This window comes from Streptomyces sp. NEAU-174, from assembly GCF_052665095.1.
This window is the reverse complement of the sequence record NZ_JBQTCE010000009.1, coordinates 172,391-192,100: the sequence shown is the minus strand read 5'-3', so window position 1 is coordinate 192,100 and position 19,710 is coordinate 172,391. Positions and strand designations below refer to the sequence as shown.

Sequence of the window (19,710 nt, the reverse complement as noted above, 5' to 3'; positions counted from 1 at the left end):
ATCTTCGGTGGAAACACCCCCCTTGGACCGAGTAGGTCCAAGGGGGGCCCGAACCGGGGGCCCGGCAAGGTACCGTCATAGAGGGCTGAGGGCCCCGGCCCACGGGAAAAGAAGCAGAAAGCGCAGCGCAAGCACCCGGTTCCGCGCAGCAAAGCGGATCCAAGGCGAAGGGGAAGCACCTCGTGGCACGCATCGGTGACGGCGGCGACCTGCTCAAGTGCTCGTTCTGCGGGAAGAGCCAGAAGCAGGTGAAGAAGCTCATCGCGGGCCCGGGTGTGTACATCTGCGATGAATGCATCGATCTCTGCAACGAGATCATCGAGGAGGAGCTCGCCGAGACCTCCGAAGTGCGCTGGGAGGAACTCCCCAAGCCGCGCGAGATCTATGAATTCCTCGAGGGCTATGTGGTCGGCCAGGAGGCCGCCAAGAAGGCCCTCTCGGTCGCCGTCTACAACCACTACAAGCGGGTCCAGGCGGGCGAGAACGGCGGCCACAACCGCGACGACGGCATCGAGTTGGCCAAGTCCAACATCCTGCTGCTCGGCCCCACCGGCTCCGGCAAGACCCTGCTCGCGCAGACCCTCGCCCGGATGCTCAACGTGCCCTTCGCCATCGCCGACGCCACCGCGCTCACCGAGGCGGGCTATGTCGGCGAGGACGTGGAGAACATCCTCCTCAAGCTGATCCAGGCCGCCGACTACGACGTCAAGAAGGCCGAGACGGGCATCATCTACATCGACGAGATCGACAAGGTGGCTCGCAAGAGCGAGAACCCCTCGATCACCCGCGATGTGTCCGGCGAGGGCGTTCAGCAGGCGCTGCTGAAGATCCTGGAAGGGACCACGGCGTCGGTGCCGCCGCAGGGCGGCCGGAAACACCCGCACCAGGAGTTCATCCAGATCGACACCACGAATGTGCTGTTCATCGTGGGCGGCGCCTTCGCCGGTCTGGAGAAGATCATCGAGGCGCGGGCGGGCGCCAAGGGCATCGGGTTCGGCGCCACGATCCGCTCCAAGCGCGAGATCGAGGCGAGCGACCAGTTCCAGGAGGTCATGCCCGAGGACCTGGTGAAGTTCGGAATGATCCCGGAATTCATCGGCCGTCTCCCGGTCATCACCTCCGTCCACAACCTCGACCGCGAGGCGCTGCTGCAAATCCTCGTCGAGCCGCGGAACGCCCTGGTGAAGCAGTACCAGCGGCTGTTCGAACTCGACGGGGTGGAGCTGGACTTCGACCGCCCGGCCCTGGAGGCCATCGCCGACCAGGCGATCCTGCGCGGCACCGGGGCCCGGGGCCTGCGCGCGATCATCGAGGAGGTGCTGATGTCGGCGATGTACGAGGTGCCCTCCCGCAAGGATGTGGCCCGCGTCGTCATCACCGAGGACGTCGTGCACTCCAATGTGAACCCCACGCTGGTGCCCCGCACCCGCGGCACCGAGCCGGGCGAGCGGCACGAGAAGAGCGCGTAGCCGCTCCCGCACGCGCAGCCGCCCCGCTGAGGGCGTACGAAGAGGGCCCCGGTCTCCCGGGGCCCTCTTCGTGTGGTACGCGCCCTGTGGCCGCTTTACGGGCGGTTCAGGCGGGCTTGCGGGTGTCCTGGTAGATGCCCGCGGTCACCTTGGCGAAGGACTCCATGTCGGCGTCGGACGCCGAGGTGTTCTCCGCGTTGACGTCGAGCACCATCGCCGCGTCCGTCTCCTCCGCCCAGACGCAGGCCGGGGCGTAGATCCGGTCGTAGAGCTTGACCACCTCGCACTCCACCGACGGGCCGTCAGCGCCCTTCGGCTGGAACCGCTCGCGCTTGCGCTCCACCGTGGGGGAGCCGTCGCCGCCCGCGAAGCCCTTGAACATCTCGTCGCGGACCGTGTCCGGGTCGCTGATGTCGCCGTACATACCGGAGAAGGCCAGCCCCGAATTGTCGTCGTCCGACCGCTTGTACTGGGCCAGGACCGAGGTCGCGCCCTCGGGCATGCTGCCCTGCACGCTGGTGCCCTCGTTGTCGAGGTCGTCCGTGCCCTTGTCCAGCGTGTAGCTGCCGTCGGCGAGCGTCTTGGGGGTGACCAGCTTCATCGCCTTCGGGCCGTCGTCGCCACCGGTCAGCACCACGGCGCCGGTGACGATCGCGCCCACCACCACGAGCCCGGCCACCGTCACCGCGATGATCTTGGTGCGGTTGCCGCCCCCGCCGGCCGCGGGCGGCGCGGGGTAGGGCGGCTGGCCGTAGGGACCCGCCTGCTGCGGGTAGCCGTAGCCCTGCGGGGGCTGCGCCTGCGGATAGCCGTACCCCTGCGGCTGTGCCTGCGGATAGCCGTACCCCTGCGGCTGCGCGTAAGGGTTGGGCTCCGCGGGCCCCTGCTGCCCCCCGCCGTACGGATGGGGCTGGGCGCCCCCGTACGGGCCGGGTCCGCCGCCGTAGGGCCCCGGCGGCGGTGGCTGGTTGTGGCTCATGGCTGTGGGGGTCCCCCTCCGGATCGGCTGTGGCCTGTGAACTGCGCGGCCCGCTCGGCTACTTGATCTCCACGCGCGCGTCGTTGCGGACCTTCGCGGTGATCTCACCGGCCTCGTCGAGCGACATGCTCTTGCCGGACAGCGCCGCGGCCGCGTCGGAGACGACCACATAGGCCACCGTGCTGTTGTCACCCCACATGCAGATCGGGATCGAGAAGCCCTTGGTGGGTATGCCGCTGGAGCCGGAGTCCCCGGTCGGGGTGAACTTGGTGTTCTGGCACTTCATCACGGCGTTCTCGAAGCCGCTGGGCGTCACCGTCTCCGGGCTGCCCACGAGCTCGGCCTTCATCCCATTGCTGGTGGAGGGGTCCTTCTCGGCCTCTTGCGCGATCTTCGAGAAGGCGCCGTCGACGACCGCCTCGGGGTCCTTCACCTCGCCCCAGACGCCGTTGAGCTGGAGCTGCTTGGCGCTCATGCCCTCGCCGGACTTGTACTCCGCGCTCTCGGTCTTGGGGTTGGTGACGCCGAACTTCTCGAAGTCGTCCGCGTCCGAGGAGGTGAGCCCGCCGCCGCCGGAGGAGCTCTTGGTGTAGTCGCCGGCCACCGTCGCGGGGGTGGTGAGCTTGTACCGCTTGCCGTCGTCGGCGACCTTACCGCCGCCGCCGTCGCTGTCGTCCCCGCCCTGGAACATCAGGACACCGCCGACGACCGCGGCCACCACGACCACCGCGCCGATCGCGATCGCCAGGCCCTTCTTGTTGCCGCCGCCCTGGCCCGGGCCCGGCTGGTACGGCCCCGGCATGCCCGGCTGGCCGTACGGCTGCTGCTGCTGGGCGTACGGGTTCGGCTGCTGGCCGTAGGGGCCCGGCTGGCCCTGCGGCTGCCCGGGGTAGCCATAGCCGGGCTGGGGCGGCTGCTGCGGCTGTCCGTAGGGACCCGGCTGACCCGGCTGCTGCGGGTAACCGTAGCCGGGCTGGCCGGCCGCTCCACCCTGTCCGTAGGGACCCGGCTGTTGGGGCTGCTGGCCGTAGGGGCCCGGCTGGTTGTAGCTCATCTGTATCCCTCGTTAGAAATCGTGCTGTTGTGTTGCTCCGGGCCGGCCGCGGGCTAGCCCTCGACCTCGACGCGCGCGTCCTTGCGCACCTTGGCCGTGATGCCGGCGGCGTCCTCAAGGGACATGCCACCACCGAGCACCGCGGCCGCCGGATCCGCCATGACCGTGACGCCCAGGGTGTCCTTGTCGCCCCAGACGCACGCGGGGGCCTCCATGGATCCCTGATCCGAGGTGAACTTCATGGACTGGCACTTCAGGACGTCCCCGTCGAAACCGTCCGGGGAGAACGTCTGGGGGCTGCCCTTGGCCTGCGCGGTGCCGTTGTCCTGGAGCGTCTTGACGATGACCGCCAGCGCGAGGTCCGCGCCCCGCTCGGGGTCGGTCACCTCGCCCCAGACGCCGGTGAACTTCAGCATCTCCTTACCGGAGGTCTGGTAGTCGGCCGCCACCAGGTGCGGGTCCTTGACGACCGGCACCTGCTGGAGGTCCTTCCGGCCCGCCGCGGACAGATCGCTGTCGTCCGTGCCCGAGCCCTGGCGTTCGTAGTCCGAGGCCACGGTCTCGGGCGTGGTCAGCTTGTACGGGCCGCCGCTGCCGCCGCCGAACAGCGCGAACGCCCCCGCCCCCAGCGCCGCCACGACCACCACCGCGCCGACCGCGAGACCCACCTTCCTGCCCTTACCGTTGCCACCGGCCGCCGGCCCCGGGGGCGGCGGCGTCTGGGGCGCGCCGTAGTAGCCCCCCGGGCCCTGCTGGGGCACGGGGCCGGGCTGCGGCGGCTGCGGCGGCTGACCGTAGGGGTTCGCGGGCTGAGGATGGCCATAGCCGCCGCCGGACCCGCCGTACGGGCCCGGCTGGCCCTGCGGCTGCCCGGGGTAGCCGTAGCCGGGCTGCTGCGGCTGCCCGTAGCCCGGCGTCTGCGCGTACGGATTGGGCACGGGAGGCCGGCCGGCGCCGTACGGCCCCGGCTGGCCCCCATAGGGGCCGGGCTGCGGCGGCGGCTGCTGATGGCTCATGTGCCTCTCCTTATGCGCATGACAGGTACCAAACATCCTTCCCGACGCCCTCGGGCGCCTCGGCGCCGGGGCCACAACGGGTTCGTAACGGAAGGCCGCGGCCCTTTAGACTGCGGGCGTGACCGAGAACTCTTCGCAGCGCCCCACGAGCGGGCCGAACAGCCACCCCGAACTGCCGACCCAGTACGCGCCGGCCGATGTAGAGGGGCCGCTGTACGAGCGCTGGGTAGAGCGCGGTTACTTCGAGGCGGACGCGAAGAGCGACAAAGAGCCCTACACCATCGTCATCCCGCCCCCCAATGTGACCGGCTCGCTCCACCTCGGCCATGCCTTCGAGCACACGATCATCGATGCGCTCACCCGGCGCAAGCGAATGCAGGGCTTTGAGACGCTCTGGCAGCCGGGGATGGACCACGCCGGTATCGCCACGCAGAACGTGGTCGAGCGCGAACTGGCCAAGGAGGGCGTCTCCCGCCACGACCTGGGCCGCGAGGCGTTCGTCGAGCGCGTCTGGCGGTGGAAGGGCGAGTCCGGCGGGCAGATCTCCGGCCAGATGCGGCGCCTGGGCGACGGCGTGGCCTGGAACCGCGAGCGCTTCACCATGGACGAGGGGCTCTCCAAGGCCGTCCAGACGATCTTCAAGCGGCTCTACGAGGACGAGCTGATCTACCGCGCCGAGCGCATCATCAACTGGTGCCCGCGCTGCCTTACGGCCATCTCGGACATCGAGGTGGAGTACGACGACGATGACGGCGAGCTCGTCTCGATCCGGTACGGCGAGGGCGACACCTCGATCGTCGTCGCGACGACCCGTGCCGAGACGATGCTGGGCGACACCGCGGTCGCCGTCCACCCCGACGACGAGCGCTACCGCCACCTGGTCGGCACCGAGATCGAGCTGCCGCTCACCGGCCGCCGGATCCCGGTCGTCGCCGACGAGCACGTCGACCCCGAGTTCGGCACCGGCGCGGTCAAGGTCACCCCGGCCCACGACCCGAACGACTTCGAGATCGGGCAGCGGCACGGCCTGCCGAACCTGACCGTCATGGACGAGCACGCGGTGATCACCGCCCACGGCCCCTTCCAGGGCCTGGACCGGCTGGAGGCGCGCAGCGCCGTCGTCGGCGCCCTGCGCGCCGAGGGCCGGATCGTGGCCGAGAAGCGCCCGTACACCCACTCCGTGGGTCACTGCTCGCGCTGCAAGACCACCATCGAGCCGCGGCTGTCCATGCAGTGGTGGGTCAAGGTCGGCCCGCTGGCCAAGGCCGCTGGCGACGCGGTCCGCGACGGCCGGGTGAAGATCCACCCGGAGGACATGTCGAAGCGCTACTTCGACTGGGTCGACAACCTCCACGACTGGTGCATCTCGCGCCAGCTGTGGTGGGGCCACCGGATCCCGGTCTGGTACGGGCCGAACGGCGAGGTCGTCTGCGTCGGACCGGACGAGCAGCCGCCGAGCGGCGAGGGCTGGCACCAGGACAGCGACGTCCTGGACACCTGGTTCTCCTCCGGCCTGTGGCCGTTCTCCACGCTCGGCTGGCCCGAGCGGACCGAGAGCATGGAGAAGTTCTATCCGAACTCGGTCCTGGTCACCGGCTACGACATCCTCTTCTTCTGGGTCGCCCGGATGATGATGTTCGGCCTGTACGCGATGGACGGCACCCCGCCGTTCCACACCATCGCGCTGCACGGCATGGTCCGTGACCAGTTCGGCAAGAAGATGTCCAAGTCCTTTGGGAACGCGGTCAATCCGCTGGACTGGATGGACACCTATGGATCGGACGCGGTCCGCTTCACCCTGGCCCGGGGCGCCAACCCCGGTGTGGACGTCCCGATCGGCGAGGACTGGGTCCAGGCGTCCCGCAACTTCGCCAACAAGATCTGGAACGCCACCCGCTTCGCGCTGATGAACGGCGCCACGGTCGAGGGCGAACTGCCCGCCCCCGAGCGGCTGTCGGCCACCGACCGCTGGATCCTGTCCCGGCTGAACGCGGTGGTCGCCGAGGTCGACGCGTACTACGAGGACTACCAGTTCGCCAAGCTCTCCGACGTCCTCTACCACTTCGCGTGGGACGAGGTCTTCGACTGGTACGTCGAGCTGTCCAAGACCACCTTCGCCAAGGGCGGCGCGGAGGCCGACGCCGCGCGGCGCGTCCTCGGTGAGGTCCTGGACGTCACGCTGCGGCTGCTGCACCCGGTGGTCCCGTTCGTCACCGAGAAGCTGTGGACCTCGCTGACCGGCCAGGAGTCCGTCGTCATCGCGGACTGGCCGGGCGACAGCGGCTTCCGGGACGAGGCGGCCGAGCGGGAGATCGAGAACCTCCAGCAGGTGGTCACCGAGGTCCGCCGGTTCCGCGCCGACCAGGGCCTCCAGCCCGGTCAGCGGGTCCCGGCCCGGCTGGAGCTCTCCGGCACCTCGCTGGCCGCCCATGAGGACGCGATGCGGTCCCTGCTGCGCCTCCAGCCGGCCGGTGAGGACTTCACGGCCACCGCGTCGCTGCCGGTGGCGGGCGCGACCGTGGCGCTGGACCTGTCCGGCGCGATCGACGTCGAGGCCGAGCGCAAGCGGCTGGCCAAGGACCTCGCCGCGGCCGAGAAGGACAAGGCGCAGACGACCGCGAAGCTGTCCAATGAGGGCTTCCTGGCCAAGGCCCCCGACCATGTCGTGGAGAAGATCCGCGCGCGGCAGGCGACCGCCGATGCCGACATCGCCCGGATCACCGCCCAGTTGGCGGCCCTCCCCAAGGGCTGACCACCGAGGAGCACCGATAGCGCCACAGCGCCCCCGCCGGAATCCGGCGGGGGCGCTGTGGCGCGTGAGGCGTGTGCGATGTGCCACAGACGCCCCGGAGAAGCCCACAGACGCCTCACAGCCACCACACGGCAAGGCCGCACCGGGAACCAAACACTGCCTTCAGGGAGTTATCCGGCCGTACGTCCCGGAAGGAGCTCCCCCTCCATGAACAAGCCGCTGAGAAGGGCATCGGTGTTCTCGCTGCTGCTCGTCCTGGCCCTGCTCGCCTGGACCACCTATGTGCAGTTGGCGAGAGGCGAGAGTCTCCGGGAAGACCCGCGCAACGCCCGGGTGGCCATCTCCGAGTACGCCGGGCCGCTGGGCGACATCATCGCCGGCGGCAAGCCGGTCACCGGCTCGGCCGCCACCACGGGCGACCTGAAGTACAAGCGCACCTACACGGACGGGAAGCTCTGGGCGCCGATCACCGGCTACGCCTCCCAGTCCTACGGCAGCACTCAGGTGGAGGCCCTGGAGCGGCAGGTGCTCGACGGCTCCGACAGCCGGCTGAAGAACCCGCTCGAGGCGGTGACGCGGGAGCGGTCCAAGCCCGGCGACGTGCTCACCACGGTCGACCCGGCCGTGCAGAAGGCCGCCTACGAGGGGCTGGGGAACAAGACCGGCGCGGCCGTGGCGCTCGACCCCACCACCGGCGCCGTCCTGGGCATGGCCAGCACCCCCTCGTACGACCCCGGTACCTTCGCGGGCTCCTCCACGGCGGACCAGAAGGCGTGGACCGCGCTCCAGAAGGACGACAAGCAGCCGATGCTGAACCGCGCGCTGCGCCAGACCTACCCGCCGGGCTCGACCTTCAAGGTCCTGGTCGCCGCCGCGGCGCTGGAGAACGGGCTGTACTCGTCGGTGGACGAGCCGACCAAGAGCCCCGATCCGTACCGGCTGCCGGGCACGGTCACCGATATGCGCAACGAGAACAGGTCGGCGCCCTGCGAGAACGCCAACATACGCACCGCCTTGCAGTACTCGTGCAACACCGTCTTCGCGAAGATGGCCGTGGACCTCGGCCAGTCCAAGGTGGCGGCCGAGGCCAAGAAGCTGGGCTTCGACGATGCCAAGCTGGACATCCCGGTGCGCGCCGCGAAGAGCACCTACCCGAGCGGCATGAACGACTCGCAGACGGCCCTGAGCGGTATGGGGCAGTTCGATGTGACGACCACTCCGCTCCAGATGGCGATGGTCTCCTCGGCCATCGCGAACGACGGCAAGCTGATGACCCCGCACGAGATCGACCGCACCACGGACGGCAGCGCGTCCGCCCTGGACCGGACCTCGGCCAAGACCTACAGCCAGGCGATGTCCGAGCACACCGCGTCCGAGCTCCAGTCCGCGATGCGGACGGTCGTGGACCAGGGCACCGGGACCAACGCGAAGATCCCCGGGGTGACGGTGGGCGGCAAGACCGGCACCGCCCAGCACGGTGAGAACAACAGCGCCAATCCGTACGCGTGGTTCATCAGTTACGCGGACGCCGGCGACGGCCACAAGGTCGCGGTCGCGGTGGTGGTCGAGGACAGCGACGCGGCCCGCGCCGACATCTCCGGCGGCGGTCTGGCGGGGCCGATCGCCAAGTCGATGATGAAGGCGGCGTTGGCTGATACCGGCTCGTGACCTGGGTGGGGATGGCGCTGGGCCGGGTTGTCACCCCTCCCTCGTAGACTGGTCGGCGTGAGCGAGGAGCGCCCCCAGAACGAGTCCGATGAGTTCGAAGAGATCGTCGGAGCAGAGACCGACCGCGACCCCGATCTGGCGGTGATCGAGGCCGGCAGCCGGACGCTGCGCGCGCAGTCCGGGCCGCCGCAGGGGGACGGCATCCCGGCCCGCCCGGCCGACCCCGAGGTGGACCGCGCCCTGCGGGAGGTGGAGGGCGAGCTGGCCCGGCGCTGGCCGGAGACCAAGCTGGATCCGTCGCTGGTGCGGATCGAGTCGCTGATGGACATCCTGGGTTCGCCGCAGCGGGCCTATCCGTCGATCCACATCACCGGTACGAACGGCAAGACCAGCGCCGCCCGCATGATCGAGTCGCTGCTGGGCGCCTTCGAGCTGCGCACCGGCCGCTACACCAGTCCCCATGTCCAGTCGATCACCGAGCGGATCAGCCTGGACGGGGCGCCGATCTCCGCCGAGCGGTTCATCGAGACGTACCAGGACATCCGGCCGTACATCGAGATGGTCGACGCCCAGCAGGAGCACCGGCTGTCCTTCTTCGAGGTGCTCACCGGAATGGCGTACGCGGCCTTCGCGGACGCGCCGGTGGACATCGCGGTGGTCGAGGTCGGCATGGGCGGCTCGTGGGACGCCACCAATGTGATCGACGCGGGCGTCGCGGTGATCATGCCGATCTCGCTGGACCACACCGACCGGCTCGGCACCACTCCGGAGCAGATCGCCGTGGAGAAGGCCGGCATAGTGAAGCAGGACGCCACCGTGGTCCTCGCGCAGCAGCCGGTGGAGGCCGCTTCCGTGGTGCTCAAGCGCGCGGTCGAGGTGGACGCCACGGTCGCCCGTGAGGGCATGGAGTTCGGTGTGCTGTCCCGGGAGGTGGCGGTCGGCGGTCAGCTGCTGACCCTGCGCGGCCTCGGCGGGGAGTACACCGATGTCTTCCTCCCGCTGCACGGCGCCCACCAGGCGCACAACGCGGCGATGGCGCTGGCGGCCGTGGAGGCGTTCTTCGGCGTCGGCTCCCAGCACGCCCGTCCGCTCGACATCGACACCATCCGCTCCGCCTTCGCCTCCGTGACCTCGCCCGGCCGGATGGAGGTCGTGCGCCGCAGCCCCACCGTGGTGCTGGACGCCGCGCACAACCCCGCGGGCGCCCGTGCCGCCGCCGCGGCGGTCACCGAGTCCTTCGACTTCAGCCGGCTGATCGGGGTGGTCGGGGCCAGTGACGGCAAGGACGTCCGCGGTCTGCTGGAAGCCTTTGAGCCGATCTTCGCCGAGGTCGTGGTGACCGGCAATTCCAGCCACCGCGCCATGGACCCGGACGAGCTGGCCGCGATCGCCGTCGAGGTCTTCGGCTCCGACCGGGTCCAGGTCGAGCCGCGGCTGGACGACGCCCTGGAGGCCGCCATCACCCTGGCGGAGGAAGAGGGCGAATACGCCGGGGCGGGCGTGCTGGTGACCGGGTCGGTGATCACGGTCGGCGAGGCCCGGCTCCTCCTGGGAAAGGGCTGATATGCGAACGCTGTGCGCTTCCACCCTCATCGGCGAGTTCTTCGTGATCGGCTTCGCCGGGCTGGTCGCGATGAAGACGTCCGGGCTGTCCATGGGCACCGTCTGGACGGTCAGCGGAATCGCCATGGGGCTGTGTGTGCTGCTGTGCGGGCTGCTGAGCCGTCCGGGTGCGGTGCAGATCGGCTGGGCCTTGCAGATCGGCCTGGTGCTGAGCGGTTTCGTGGTGCCCACCATGTTCTTCCTCGGGGCGGTCTTCGCCGCGCTGTGGTGGGCCTCGGTCCATTTCGGCCGCAAGGTCGACGAGGCCAAGGCGCGGTTCGCGGCGTCCTCGGCCGCCTCACCTGACACTGCGTGACGTGGCCCTCTTTCCCCCATGTAGCCTCTGCCTCACAGCCCCCGCATGTCTTTTCCCGAAGGAGCCCGCACCGTGAGCCAGCGCACGCTCGTCCTGCTCAAGCCCGACGCCGTCCGACGCGGACTGGTGGGCGAGATTCTGGGGCGGATCGAGAAGAAGGCGGGCTGGACGATCAGCGCCCTCGAGCTGCGTCAGCTGGACCGTGAGGTCCTGGAGCAGCACTACGCCGAGCATGTCGGCAAGCCGTTCTACGAGCCGCTGGTGGACTTCATGGCCTCCGGCCCGGCCGTGGCGCTGGTGGTCGAGGGCGAGCGGGTGATCGAGGGTGTCCGGGCGCTGGCCGGGCCGACCGACCCGATCGCCGCGGCGCCCGGCTCCATCCGTGGCGATTTCGGCACCATCGTTCGGGAAAATCTGATCCATGCCTCCGACTCGGCGGAGTCCGCCGAACGGGAAATCAAGATTTTCTTTCCCGGGCTCGCCTGATCCCGATCCAAGCGGTACTGATCGGCCATCAGTTTGATCATCTGCTTGCCACACCCCTGCTGACCTGGGGGCGGCCGAATTACCCGGCCGCCCTTCGGCATATGCGAGCCAATCGGGGGAACGCATCTCCGCGACACGACGTCACCATTAGAGGAGGCGGGGTCGTGTTCTGCTGACAATGGCGGAGGACCCCCGCAGCGTGTTCGAGCGGGCGTGACTACGATGAAGCCTCCGCGCCTCGCAGCGCACACCCATCCTGCCGACCTCAAGCAAGCAATCGCTCCAGCAGGGAAGGCCTGACGTATCCTCATGGGGAACAACATGTCGTTCATCGGCCGTGACATGGCTGTCGACCTCGGGACCGCCAACACGCTGGTGTACGTCAGGGGCCGCGGGATCGTCCTCAACGAGCCATCCGTCGTCGCCATCAACACCAACACCGGCGGAATTCTCGCCGTGGGCGCCGAGGCGAAGAAGATGATCGGCCGCACCCCTGGCAACATCGTCGCTGTGCGTCCGCTCAAGGACGGCGTTATCGCCGACTTCGAGATCACCGAGCGGATGTTGCGGTACTTCATCCTCAAGATCCATAAGCGACGGTATCTCGCCCGGCCCCGGGTGGTCGTCTGTGTGCCGTCCGGTATCACCGGGGTCGAGCGCCGTGCCGTCATCGAGGCGTCCACCCAGGCGGGCGCCCGTCAGGTGCACATCATCGAGGAACCCATGGCGGCGGCCATCGGCTCCGGCCTTCCGGTCCACGAGGCCACCGGCAACATGGTCGTGGACATCGGCGGCGGCACCACCGAGGTCGCCGTCATCTCGCTGGGCGGCATCGTCACCGCGCAGTCCATCCGGGTGGCGGGCGATGAGCTGGACAACGCGATCATCCAGCACATCAAGAAGGAGTACAGCCTGCTGCTCGGCGAGCGCACCGCCGAGAACATCAAGATCACCATCGGCTCGGCGTACGAGGGCGACGAGGAGGAGCACACCGAGATCCGCGGCCGCGACCTCGTCAGCGGCCTCCCCAAGACCGTGGTGATCTCCGCCGCCGAGGTCCGCAAGGCCATGGAGGAGCCGGTCAACTCGATCGTCGACGCGGTCAAGACCACCCTCGACAAGTGCCCCCCGGAGCTCTCCGGCGACGTCATGGACCGCGGCATCGTGCTCACCGGCGGCGGTGCGCTGCTGCGCGGCCTGGACGAGCGGCTGCGCCGCGAGACCGGGATGCCGATCCACATCGCCGAGGACCCGCTGGACTCCGTCGCACTCGGGTCCGGCAAGTGCGTGGAGGAGTTCGAGGCGCTCCAGCAGGTGCTGGACGCCCAGCCCCGCAGATGACAACCCGGCGGACCGGCCGTGCGGGTGGTTGGCTGCCCGTGCGGCGGAACGCTGATATACAGGCATAAGGCTCCCCAGGACCGACCGGGTCACGTTCACCCCGGCACCGGTCCGACTTCGACGAGGAAGGCACGTCGCCGCACGTGAGGGACACACGAGAGAGCCGGCTGCTGCTGGTGCTGCTGGTCGCCATCGCGTTCGCGCTGATCACGGTGGATATCCGCGGCGGCGAGGACTCACCCCTCGACGGCGCCCGGCACGCCGCCGCTTCCGTCTTCGGGCCCGTGGAGGACGGCGTCGCCTCCGCCGTGGACCCGGTCGGCAACGCGGTCGCCGCCGTACGGGAATCCGGTGACCGGCACGACCGGGTCCGCCGGCTGGAGGAGGAGAACACCAAGCTCAAGCAGCGGCTCGGCAACAACGCCCGCGACCGCGCCCGCTCCGCCGAGCTCGACAAGCTGCTCAAGACCGCCGGCGCCGGTCAGTACGGCATCAAGGGCGCTCAGGTCATCGGCATCGGCGCCGCCCAGGGCTTCTCCTGGACCGTCACCATCGACATGGGCAGCGGCGACGGCATCCGCCGCGACATGACCGTCATCAACGGGGACGGGCTGGTCGGCCGGGTCACCACCGTCGGCTCCTCGACGGCCACCGTGCTGCTCGCCATCGACCCGGACTTCACCGTCGGCACCCGTATGGAGGGATCGGGCGAGCTCGGTTTCGCCACCGGGCGCGGCGACCGCTCGCTCCATGTGCAGCTCCTCAACGGCAAGGCCCGGATCAAGAAGGGCGACCGGATGGTCACCTTCGGCTCCCAGGCGGACAAGCCGTTCGTCCCCGGGGTCCCGGTCGGCAAGGTCGTCGGCGTCGATCCCACCGGGGGCGACCTGACCCGCACGCTCCGGGTGCGCCCGTACGTCCGGTTCAGCAAGCTGGACATCGTCGGGGTGGTCGTCCAGCCGCCGCGCGTCAATCCACGGGACAGCGTGCTCCCGCCCAAGCCCGCGAAGCCCAAGCCGACGCCCACGGTCACCGTCACGGCCAACCCCTCCGCCTCCGCCACCAGCCCGGCCGCCAACAGGAGCTGACCGATGCTGCACCTCAACCGGATCGTCCTGTCGACCTGCCTGGTGGTCTTCGCCCTCGTCGTCCAGATCTGCGTACTGGCCCGCCTCCAACTGCCCGGCGCCGTGCCGGACCTGCTGCTGCTCGTCGTGCTCGGCCTCGCGCTCGTCTACGGCCACACCGGTGGCGCGCTCATCGGCTTCGGCGCGGGGCTGCTCGCCGACTTCGCCCCGCCCGCCGACCACGCCGCGGGCCGCTATGCCCTGGTGCTGTGCGTCGTCGGCTATCTGGCCGGGCTCGCCAAGCCGGAGAGCGGCCAGCTCAGGTCGGCCACCGGGCCGATGCTGGTGGTCGTGGCGGCGGCCATCGGCGCCACGCTGCTGTACGCCGGGGTCGGCATCCTCGTCGGCGACGACGCGGCCCGTCAGGTGGGCCTGGGCAAGCTGCTGTTCACCGCGGCCCTCTACGACCTGCTGCTGGCACCCTTCACGGTGCCGCTGATCATGGGGCTCGCCAGACGGAGTGAGAACGATCCGATGGCCGACAGCGCGGGCGGCGGCGAGAGCCCGTCCCGCTGGATCAGTACGGCGGGCGGCGTCAGCACCGGCCGGATCGGCCGGATGAGCCGGCTCAGGCGCCCGGGCCGGGCGCCCCGGATCGGCAGCCAGCGCGGCGGGCTGCTGGCCCGCACGGGGAAGAACAGGACGACACGCATCAAGGGGGTCAAGCGCCTGTGAGCAATGCCCTCCCGTCGCCCGCCACCACCCTCAACGGAGGCGCTACGCGCCATGAGTAATATCCCTGAGACCGGACGGACCTCCCGGGTCACCATCCGGCTCGTCGGCCTCCAGATCCTGGTCTTCTCGCTGCTGCTGACCCTCGGCGGACGCCTGTGGTACCTCCAGATCCGCAACGGTGACGAGTACACCGCCGAAGCCGCCAACAACCACGTCCAGCAGGTCGTCCACCCCGCCGTGCGCGGTTCCATACTGGACGCCCGCGGGGTGCCGCTCGCCGACAACGAGACCCGTCTGGTGGTCTCCGCCAGCCGCACCGAGCTGATGAAGATGCCGGACGAGGGCAAGGCCGTCCTCACCCGCCTCGCCGACGTCCTGGGCATGAAGCCCAAGGACGTCATGGACAAGGTCCGGCTGTGCGACGCCAAGACCCCGCAGCCCTGCTGGAACGGCTCCCCGTACCAGCCCATCCCGATCACCGACGAGGCCAGCGCCAAGCAGGCGCTCCAGATCCGCGAGCGCGAAGAGGACTTCCCCGGCATCAGCGCCGAGCCCACCGCCGTACGCCGCTACGCCGCGCCCGCCGGCTCCAACGCCGCCCAGGTGCTCGGCTATCTCTCCCCGGTCACCGATGAGCAGGTGAAGGCGGCCGAGCACACCAAGTCGCCCCTGCTCCGCTCCGACCAGGTCGGCAGCAACGGTCTCGAGCGCCAGTACGACAACGAGCTGCGCGGCAAGGCGGGGGTGACCCGCTACGAGGTCGACAACCTCGGCCGGGTCATCGGCCAGCGGGAGAGCCAGCAGGCACGCCCCGGCGCCAACGTCGTCACCAGCATCGACTCCCGGGTCCAGGCCGTCGCGGAGAAGGAGCTGGACCAGGCGATGCGGGACGCCCGCAAGCAGCACGACCGGAACACCGGCACCAACTACAAGGCGGACTCCGGCGCGGTCGTGGTCATGGAGGCCAAGACCGGCCGGGTGGTGGCCATGGCGTCCAACCCGACGTACGACCCCAACGCCTGGGTCGGCGGCATCTCCGGCAAGGACTACAAGCAGCTCACCGGCAAGAAGTCCAACTACCCGCTGCTCAACCGGGCCATTCAGGGCCAGGCGGCCCCCGGCTCGATCTTCAAGGTCATCCCGACGACCGCCGCGGTCAACGCCGGCTACGACTTCAACGGCCCCTACGCCTGCACCAGCTCGTTCAACATCGGCAGCCAGGTCTTCAAGAACTTCGAGTCCGAGAACTACGGCGGGATCAGCCTCGGCCGCGCGCTGGAGGTCTCCTGCGACACCGTCTTCTACCGGATCGCCTACGACGAGTGGAAGAAGGACGGCGGCAACAAGCCCAAGAAGAAGCCGGGGGACTGGTTCTACCGGACCGCCCACCAGTTCGGCCTCGGCAAGGAGACCGGGATCGACCTGCCCAACGAGGTCACCGGCCGGGTCCCGGACCGCCAGTGGAAGAAGGACTACTGGAAGGCCAACAAGGACGCCTGGTGCAGGACCGGCAAGAAGGACGGGTCCTACGGCCAGCGGATCGCCTACGAGAACTGCCTCGAGGGCATGAAGATGCGCGCCGGTGACTCCGTGAACTACTCCATCGGCCAGGGCGACACCCTCGTCACCCCGATCCAGATGGCCACCATCTACGCGGCGATCAGCAACGGCGGCACGCTCCACGACCCGTCCGTCGGCAAGGCGATCGTCAGCCCCGACGGCAAGGACATCCAGGAGATCAAGCCGAAGGCGCACGGCAAGCTGCCGATGAGCGCCAGTCTGCACAAGAGGATCGACAGCGCGCTCGCGGGCGTGGCCACCCGGGGCACCGCCGCCTGGCGGTTCCAGGGCTGGCCGCAGAGCAAGATCCCGATGCACGCCAAGACCGGTACCGCGGAGGTCTACGGCAAGCAGACCACCTCGTGGTTCGCCACGTACACCAAGGACTACACGGTCGTCATGACGATCTCCCAGGGTGGTACCGGCTCCGGCGCCTCCGGCCCCGCCGTGCGCAAGATCTACAACGCGCTGTACGGGGTGGACGCCAAGGGCGGCATCGACAAGAAGAAGGCGCTGCTGCCCCAGCCGCAGGCCAAGCTGCCGAAGATCTCGTCGGACGGCTCCATCGAGTCCCAGCCCCTGGGCAAGCAGTTCGAGGCGGCGTCGCGGGAGCGGCGGCGGGGAGCTGATTCATGAGCGCGTCCACGCATGGGTACTCCGTCCGCCGCTTCACCCCGGAGCGCGGCGCCTGGAGCAAGCTCATGGCGCGCGACTCGGTCGTCCGCCGCCTCGACTGGGTGCTGCTGCTCACCGCGCTGGCCCTGTCGGCGATCGGCGGGGCGCTCGTCTACTCCGCCACCCGCAACCGCACCGAGCTGAACCAGGGCGACCCGTACTACTTCCTGGTCCGGCACGCCCTCAACACCGGCATCGGGCTGCTGCTCGCCATCGGCACCGTCTGGCTGGGCCATCGCACCCTGCGCGGCGCGGTCCCGGTCCTCTACGGGCTGTCCGTGATCCTCGTCCTCGCCGTGCTCACCCCGCTGGGCTCGACGATCAACGGCGCCCACGCGTGGATCGTGATCGGCGGTGGATTCTCCCTTCAGCCGGGTGAGTTCGCCAAGATCACGATCATCCTGGGGATGGCGATGCTGCTGGCCGCGCGCGTGGACGCGGGCGACCGGCTCAACCCCGACCACCGCACCGTCGTCCAGGCGCTCGGCCTGGCCGCGCTGCCCATCGCGATCGTGCTGCTGATGCCGGACCTCGGCTCGGTGATGGTCATGGCGATGATCGTGCTCGCCGTGCTGCTCTCCTCCGGCGCGTCCAACCGCTGGATCGCGGGACTCATCCTCACGGCCGTGGTGGGTGCGCTGCTCGTCTGGCAGCTGCACGTCCTCGACCAGTACCAGATCGACCGCTTCGCCGCCTTCGCCAACCCCGCCCTCGACCCGGCCGGCGTCGGCTACAACACCAACCAGGCGCGCATCGCGATCGGCTCGGGCGGGCTCACCGGTAAGGGGCTCTTCCACGGCACCCAGACCACCGGTCAGTTCGTCCCCGAGCAGCAGACCGACTTCGTCTTCACGGTCGCGGGGGAGGAGCTCGGCTTCCTCGGCGCGGGCCTGATCATCCTGCTGCTGGGGGTCGTGCTGTGGCGCGCCTGCCGGATCGCGCGCGACACCACGGAGCTGTACGGGACCGTCGTCGCGGCCGGGATCATCGCCTGGTTCGCCTTCCAGTCGTTCGAGAACATCGGGATGACGCTGGGCATCATGCCGGTGGCCGGTCTGCCGCTGCCGTTCGTCTCCTACGGCGGATCCTCGATGTTCGCCGTATGGATCGCGATCGGACTGCTCCAGTCCATCCGGGTGCAGAGGCCCGTCTCGGCATAGGGCCCGCATAGGGGTCCGCATAGGGACGGGTCCGCATAGGGCCCGCATCGGGTCCGCTGGGTATCGCGTCTCCGCTTAGGCTGATAAGCCCGAGTTTGGGTACGTGACTCACATGGTGGACATGAAGCAGGAGATAGAACGGAAGTACGAGGCCACCGCCGAGGAAGCCGGCCCGTCCGGGCGGCCCGACCTGCCGGGCCTGCCCGAACTGACCGGAGCGGGGCCGGTCGCGACCGTGGTGAGCCGGGGAGTCGCCACCCTGGACGCCACCTACTACGACACCCCCGGGCGGCGGCTGCTGGCCGACGGCATCACCTTGCGCCACCGCACGGGCGGCGACGACGAGGGCTGGCATCTGAAGCTGCCCGTCGGACCGGACACCCGGGAGGAGCTGCGGGCGCCGCTCGGCGACGAGGTGCCCGCCGAGATGGCCACCCTGCTGCGCTCGCGGGTCCGCCACGATCCGCTGCGCCCGCTCGCCCATCTGCACACCGAGCGGGATCGCAAGGATCTGGTGGCCGCCGACGGCACCGTGCTCGCCGAGGTGTCCGTCGACCGCGTGACGGCCCGGCGGCTGGCGCCCGGGGAGAGCGAGCCAGCCCGATGGACCGAGGTCGAGGTCGAGCTCGCCGAAGGCCGTGGCCACGATCAGCGGCTGCTCGACGCGGTCGAGGTACGGCTGCGCGACGGCGGTCTGCACCGCGCCGACACCCCTTCCAAGCTCGCCAAGGCCCTCGCCGAGACGGAGAAGGCCGCGGGCACGGTCGAGAGCGACGGAGACGGGCCAGGCGGGCCCGCCAAGCCCGGCAAGCCCGCGAAGACCGCCCGTCAGGTCGCACAGGCGGCGTCGGAGCCCCGGCGGCCGCTCGGCGCCGACGATGTCGTCCTGGACTACATACGCCGTCAGATCGACGCCCTGGTGCGGCTCGACCCGGCCGTGCGCGGGGATGTGCCGGACGCGGTGCACCGGATGCGGGTCGCCACCCGCCGGCTGCGCAGCGCGTTCCGCTCCTACCGCAAGGTCCTGGACCGTTCGGTGACCGATCCGATCGGCCACGAGCTGAAGTGGCTGGCCGGTGAGCTCGGCGTGGAACGCGACCGCGAGGTGCTCACCGAGCGGCTCCAGGGCCGTCTCGCGGAGCTGCCGGAGGAGCTCCGGCGCGGCCCGGTGGGCGAACGGCTGCACCACTGGTCGCACGGGCGGCGCGACGGCGCCCGCGCCACCGTCCTGGGCGCGCTGGACAGCGAGCGCTACCTGACGCTCCTGGACACCCTCGACGCCCTGGTGGCCGATCCGCCGCTGCGCCGCGACGCCGCGAAGCCGGCCGCGCCGGTGGTCGCCGAGGCCGTGCTGCGCGACTACGAGCGGCTGGCGGGCCGTATGGCCACCGCGCTGGAGACGCCCCCGGGGCCGGATCGCGACATCGCCATCCACCAGGCCCGTAAGGCCGCCAAGCGCGTGCGCTACGCCGCCGAGACGGCCCGGCCCGCGCTCGGCAAGTCCGCCAAGCGGTTCGCCCGGCGTATGCAGGCGGTGCAGGACGTGCTCGGCGACCACCAGGACAGCGTCGTGGCCCGCGAGGCGCTGCGGCAGCTGGCCACCCAGGCCCATGTGGCGGGGGAGAGCGACTTCACCTTCGGGCTGCTGTACGGCAGGGAGGAGGAGCGGGCGGCCGCCCGCGAGCGTGAGCTGCCGGAGCTGTGGGCCGAGACCTCGCGCAAGAAGCACCGGGCGGACCTGGAGGTGTGACCGGGCGGGCCCGGAGATCTGGTCCGTGGCGAGGGCGCCGGGCGGGGCAGGTACGCTAGAGGGTCACCCCTGTCAGCTTC

Annotated in this window: 15 protein-coding genes; 12 read left to right on the top strand and 3 right to left on the bottom strand. The window is 70.1% G+C overall.

Translation table 11 applies throughout. From position 1 onward, the window contains the following. Positions 1 to 182 precede the first annotated feature (182 nt). Positions 183 to 1,469 carry an ATP-dependent Clp protease ATP-binding subunit ClpX gene (clpX, locus tag ACT2CW_RS26675; RefSeq protein ID WP_037945935.1) on the top strand — a complete coding sequence of 429 codons (1,287 nt, stop codon included), beginning with the start codon at positions 183 to 185 and terminating at the stop codon, positions 1,467 to 1,469. A gap of 106 nt (positions 1,470 to 1,575) precedes the next feature. Here the strand turns inward: clpX and ACT2CW_RS26670 are convergent, their stop codons facing one another. Genes ACT2CW_RS26670 through ACT2CW_RS26660 form a run of 3 tightly spaced genes read right to left on the bottom strand, consistent with a single transcriptional unit; the run spans position 1,576 to position 4,518 of the window. Next, positions 1,576 to 2,448 (bottom strand): hypothetical protein, encoded by an 873-nt coding sequence (locus tag ACT2CW_RS26670; RefSeq protein ID WP_445518515.1) that lies wholly within the window; start codon positions 2,446 to 2,448, stop codon positions 1,576 to 1,578. 58 nt (positions 2,449 to 2,506) lie between these two features. Then, complete coding sequence (locus ACT2CW_RS26665) at positions 2,507 to 3,502, bottom strand: hypothetical protein (protein ID WP_445518514.1); 996 nt, start codon at positions 3,500 to 3,502, stop codon at positions 2,507 to 2,509. A gap of 53 nt (positions 3,503 to 3,555) precedes the next feature. Continuing rightward, positions 3,556 to 4,518, bottom strand: a complete 963-nt coding sequence (locus tag ACT2CW_RS26660) for a hypothetical protein (protein ID WP_445518513.1) — start codon at positions 4,516 to 4,518, stop codon at positions 3,556 to 3,558. Positions 4,519 to 4,636: 118 nt separating this feature from the next. On the opposite strand from ACT2CW_RS26660, the gene ACT2CW_RS26655 reads away from it, so the two are divergent. The 11 genes from ACT2CW_RS26655 to ACT2CW_RS26605 all read left to right on the top strand — a co-directional run bounded on the left by ACT2CW_RS26655 (position 4,637) and on the right by ACT2CW_RS26605 (position 19,630). Next, entirely contained in the window at positions 4,637 to 7,270 is a 2,634-nt protein-coding gene (locus ACT2CW_RS26655) for a valine--tRNA ligase (protein WP_182470355.1), read from the top strand. A 207-nt stretch (positions 7,271 to 7,477) separates the two neighbouring features. Further along, positions 7,478 to 8,938: a peptidoglycan D,D-transpeptidase FtsI family protein gene (locus ACT2CW_RS26650; protein WP_445518512.1), complete on the top strand. Its 1,461-nt coding sequence runs from the start codon at positions 7,478 to 7,480 to the stop codon at positions 8,936 to 8,938. A gap of 57 nt (positions 8,939 to 8,995) precedes the next feature. After that, positions 8,996 to 10,501: a bifunctional tetrahydrofolate synthase/dihydrofolate synthase gene (gene folC, locus ACT2CW_RS26645; RefSeq protein ID WP_164428880.1), complete on the top strand. Its 1,506-nt coding sequence runs from the start codon at positions 8,996 to 8,998 to the stop codon at positions 10,499 to 10,501. A gap of 1 nt (position 10,502) precedes the next feature. Next, positions 10,503 to 10,856, top strand: a complete 354-nt coding sequence (locus ACT2CW_RS26640) for a DUF4233 domain-containing protein (protein ID WP_413809500.1) — start codon at positions 10,503 to 10,505, stop codon at positions 10,854 to 10,856. 72 nt (positions 10,857 to 10,928) lie between these two features. Further along, entirely contained in the window at positions 10,929 to 11,342 is a 414-nt protein-coding gene (ndk, locus tag ACT2CW_RS26635) for a nucleoside-diphosphate kinase (RefSeq protein WP_164428882.1), read from the top strand. Between the two features lie 321 nt (positions 11,343 to 11,663). Beyond that, on the top strand, positions 11,664 to 12,683 hold the full coding sequence (locus tag ACT2CW_RS26630) for a rod shape-determining protein (RefSeq protein ID WP_037946248.1): 1,020 nt from the start codon (positions 11,664 to 11,666) through the stop codon (positions 12,681 to 12,683). A 143-nt stretch (positions 12,684 to 12,826) separates the two neighbouring features. Then, on the top strand, positions 12,827 to 13,771 hold the full coding sequence (mreC, locus tag ACT2CW_RS26625) for a rod shape-determining protein MreC (RefSeq protein WP_164428884.1): 945 nt from the start codon (positions 12,827 to 12,829) through the stop codon (positions 13,769 to 13,771). Between the two features lie 6 nt (positions 13,772 to 13,777). Continuing rightward, a complete protein-coding gene (gene mreD / locus ACT2CW_RS26620; RefSeq protein ID WP_164428909.1) occupies positions 13,778 to 14,485 on the top strand; it encodes a rod shape-determining protein MreD in 708 nt (235 codons plus the stop codon). A gap of 51 nt (positions 14,486 to 14,536) precedes the next feature. Continuing rightward, positions 14,537 to 16,681: a penicillin-binding protein 2 gene (mrdA, locus tag ACT2CW_RS26615; protein WP_445518511.1), complete on the top strand. Its 2,145-nt coding sequence runs from the start codon at positions 14,537 to 14,539 to the stop codon at positions 16,679 to 16,681. Then, complete coding sequence (gene rodA, locus ACT2CW_RS26610) at positions 16,678 to 17,880, top strand: rod shape-determining protein RodA (RefSeq protein WP_138915676.1); 1,203 nt, start codon at positions 16,678 to 16,680, stop codon at positions 17,878 to 17,880. The genes mrdA and rodA overlap by 4 nt, the downstream gene beginning before the upstream one ends. A gap of 112 nt (positions 17,881 to 17,992) precedes the next feature. Then, entirely contained in the window at positions 17,993 to 19,630 is a 1,638-nt protein-coding gene (locus ACT2CW_RS26605; protein ID WP_445518510.1) for a CYTH and CHAD domain-containing protein, read from the top strand. The last annotated feature ends 80 nt before the right edge of the window (positions 19,631 to 19,710 follow it).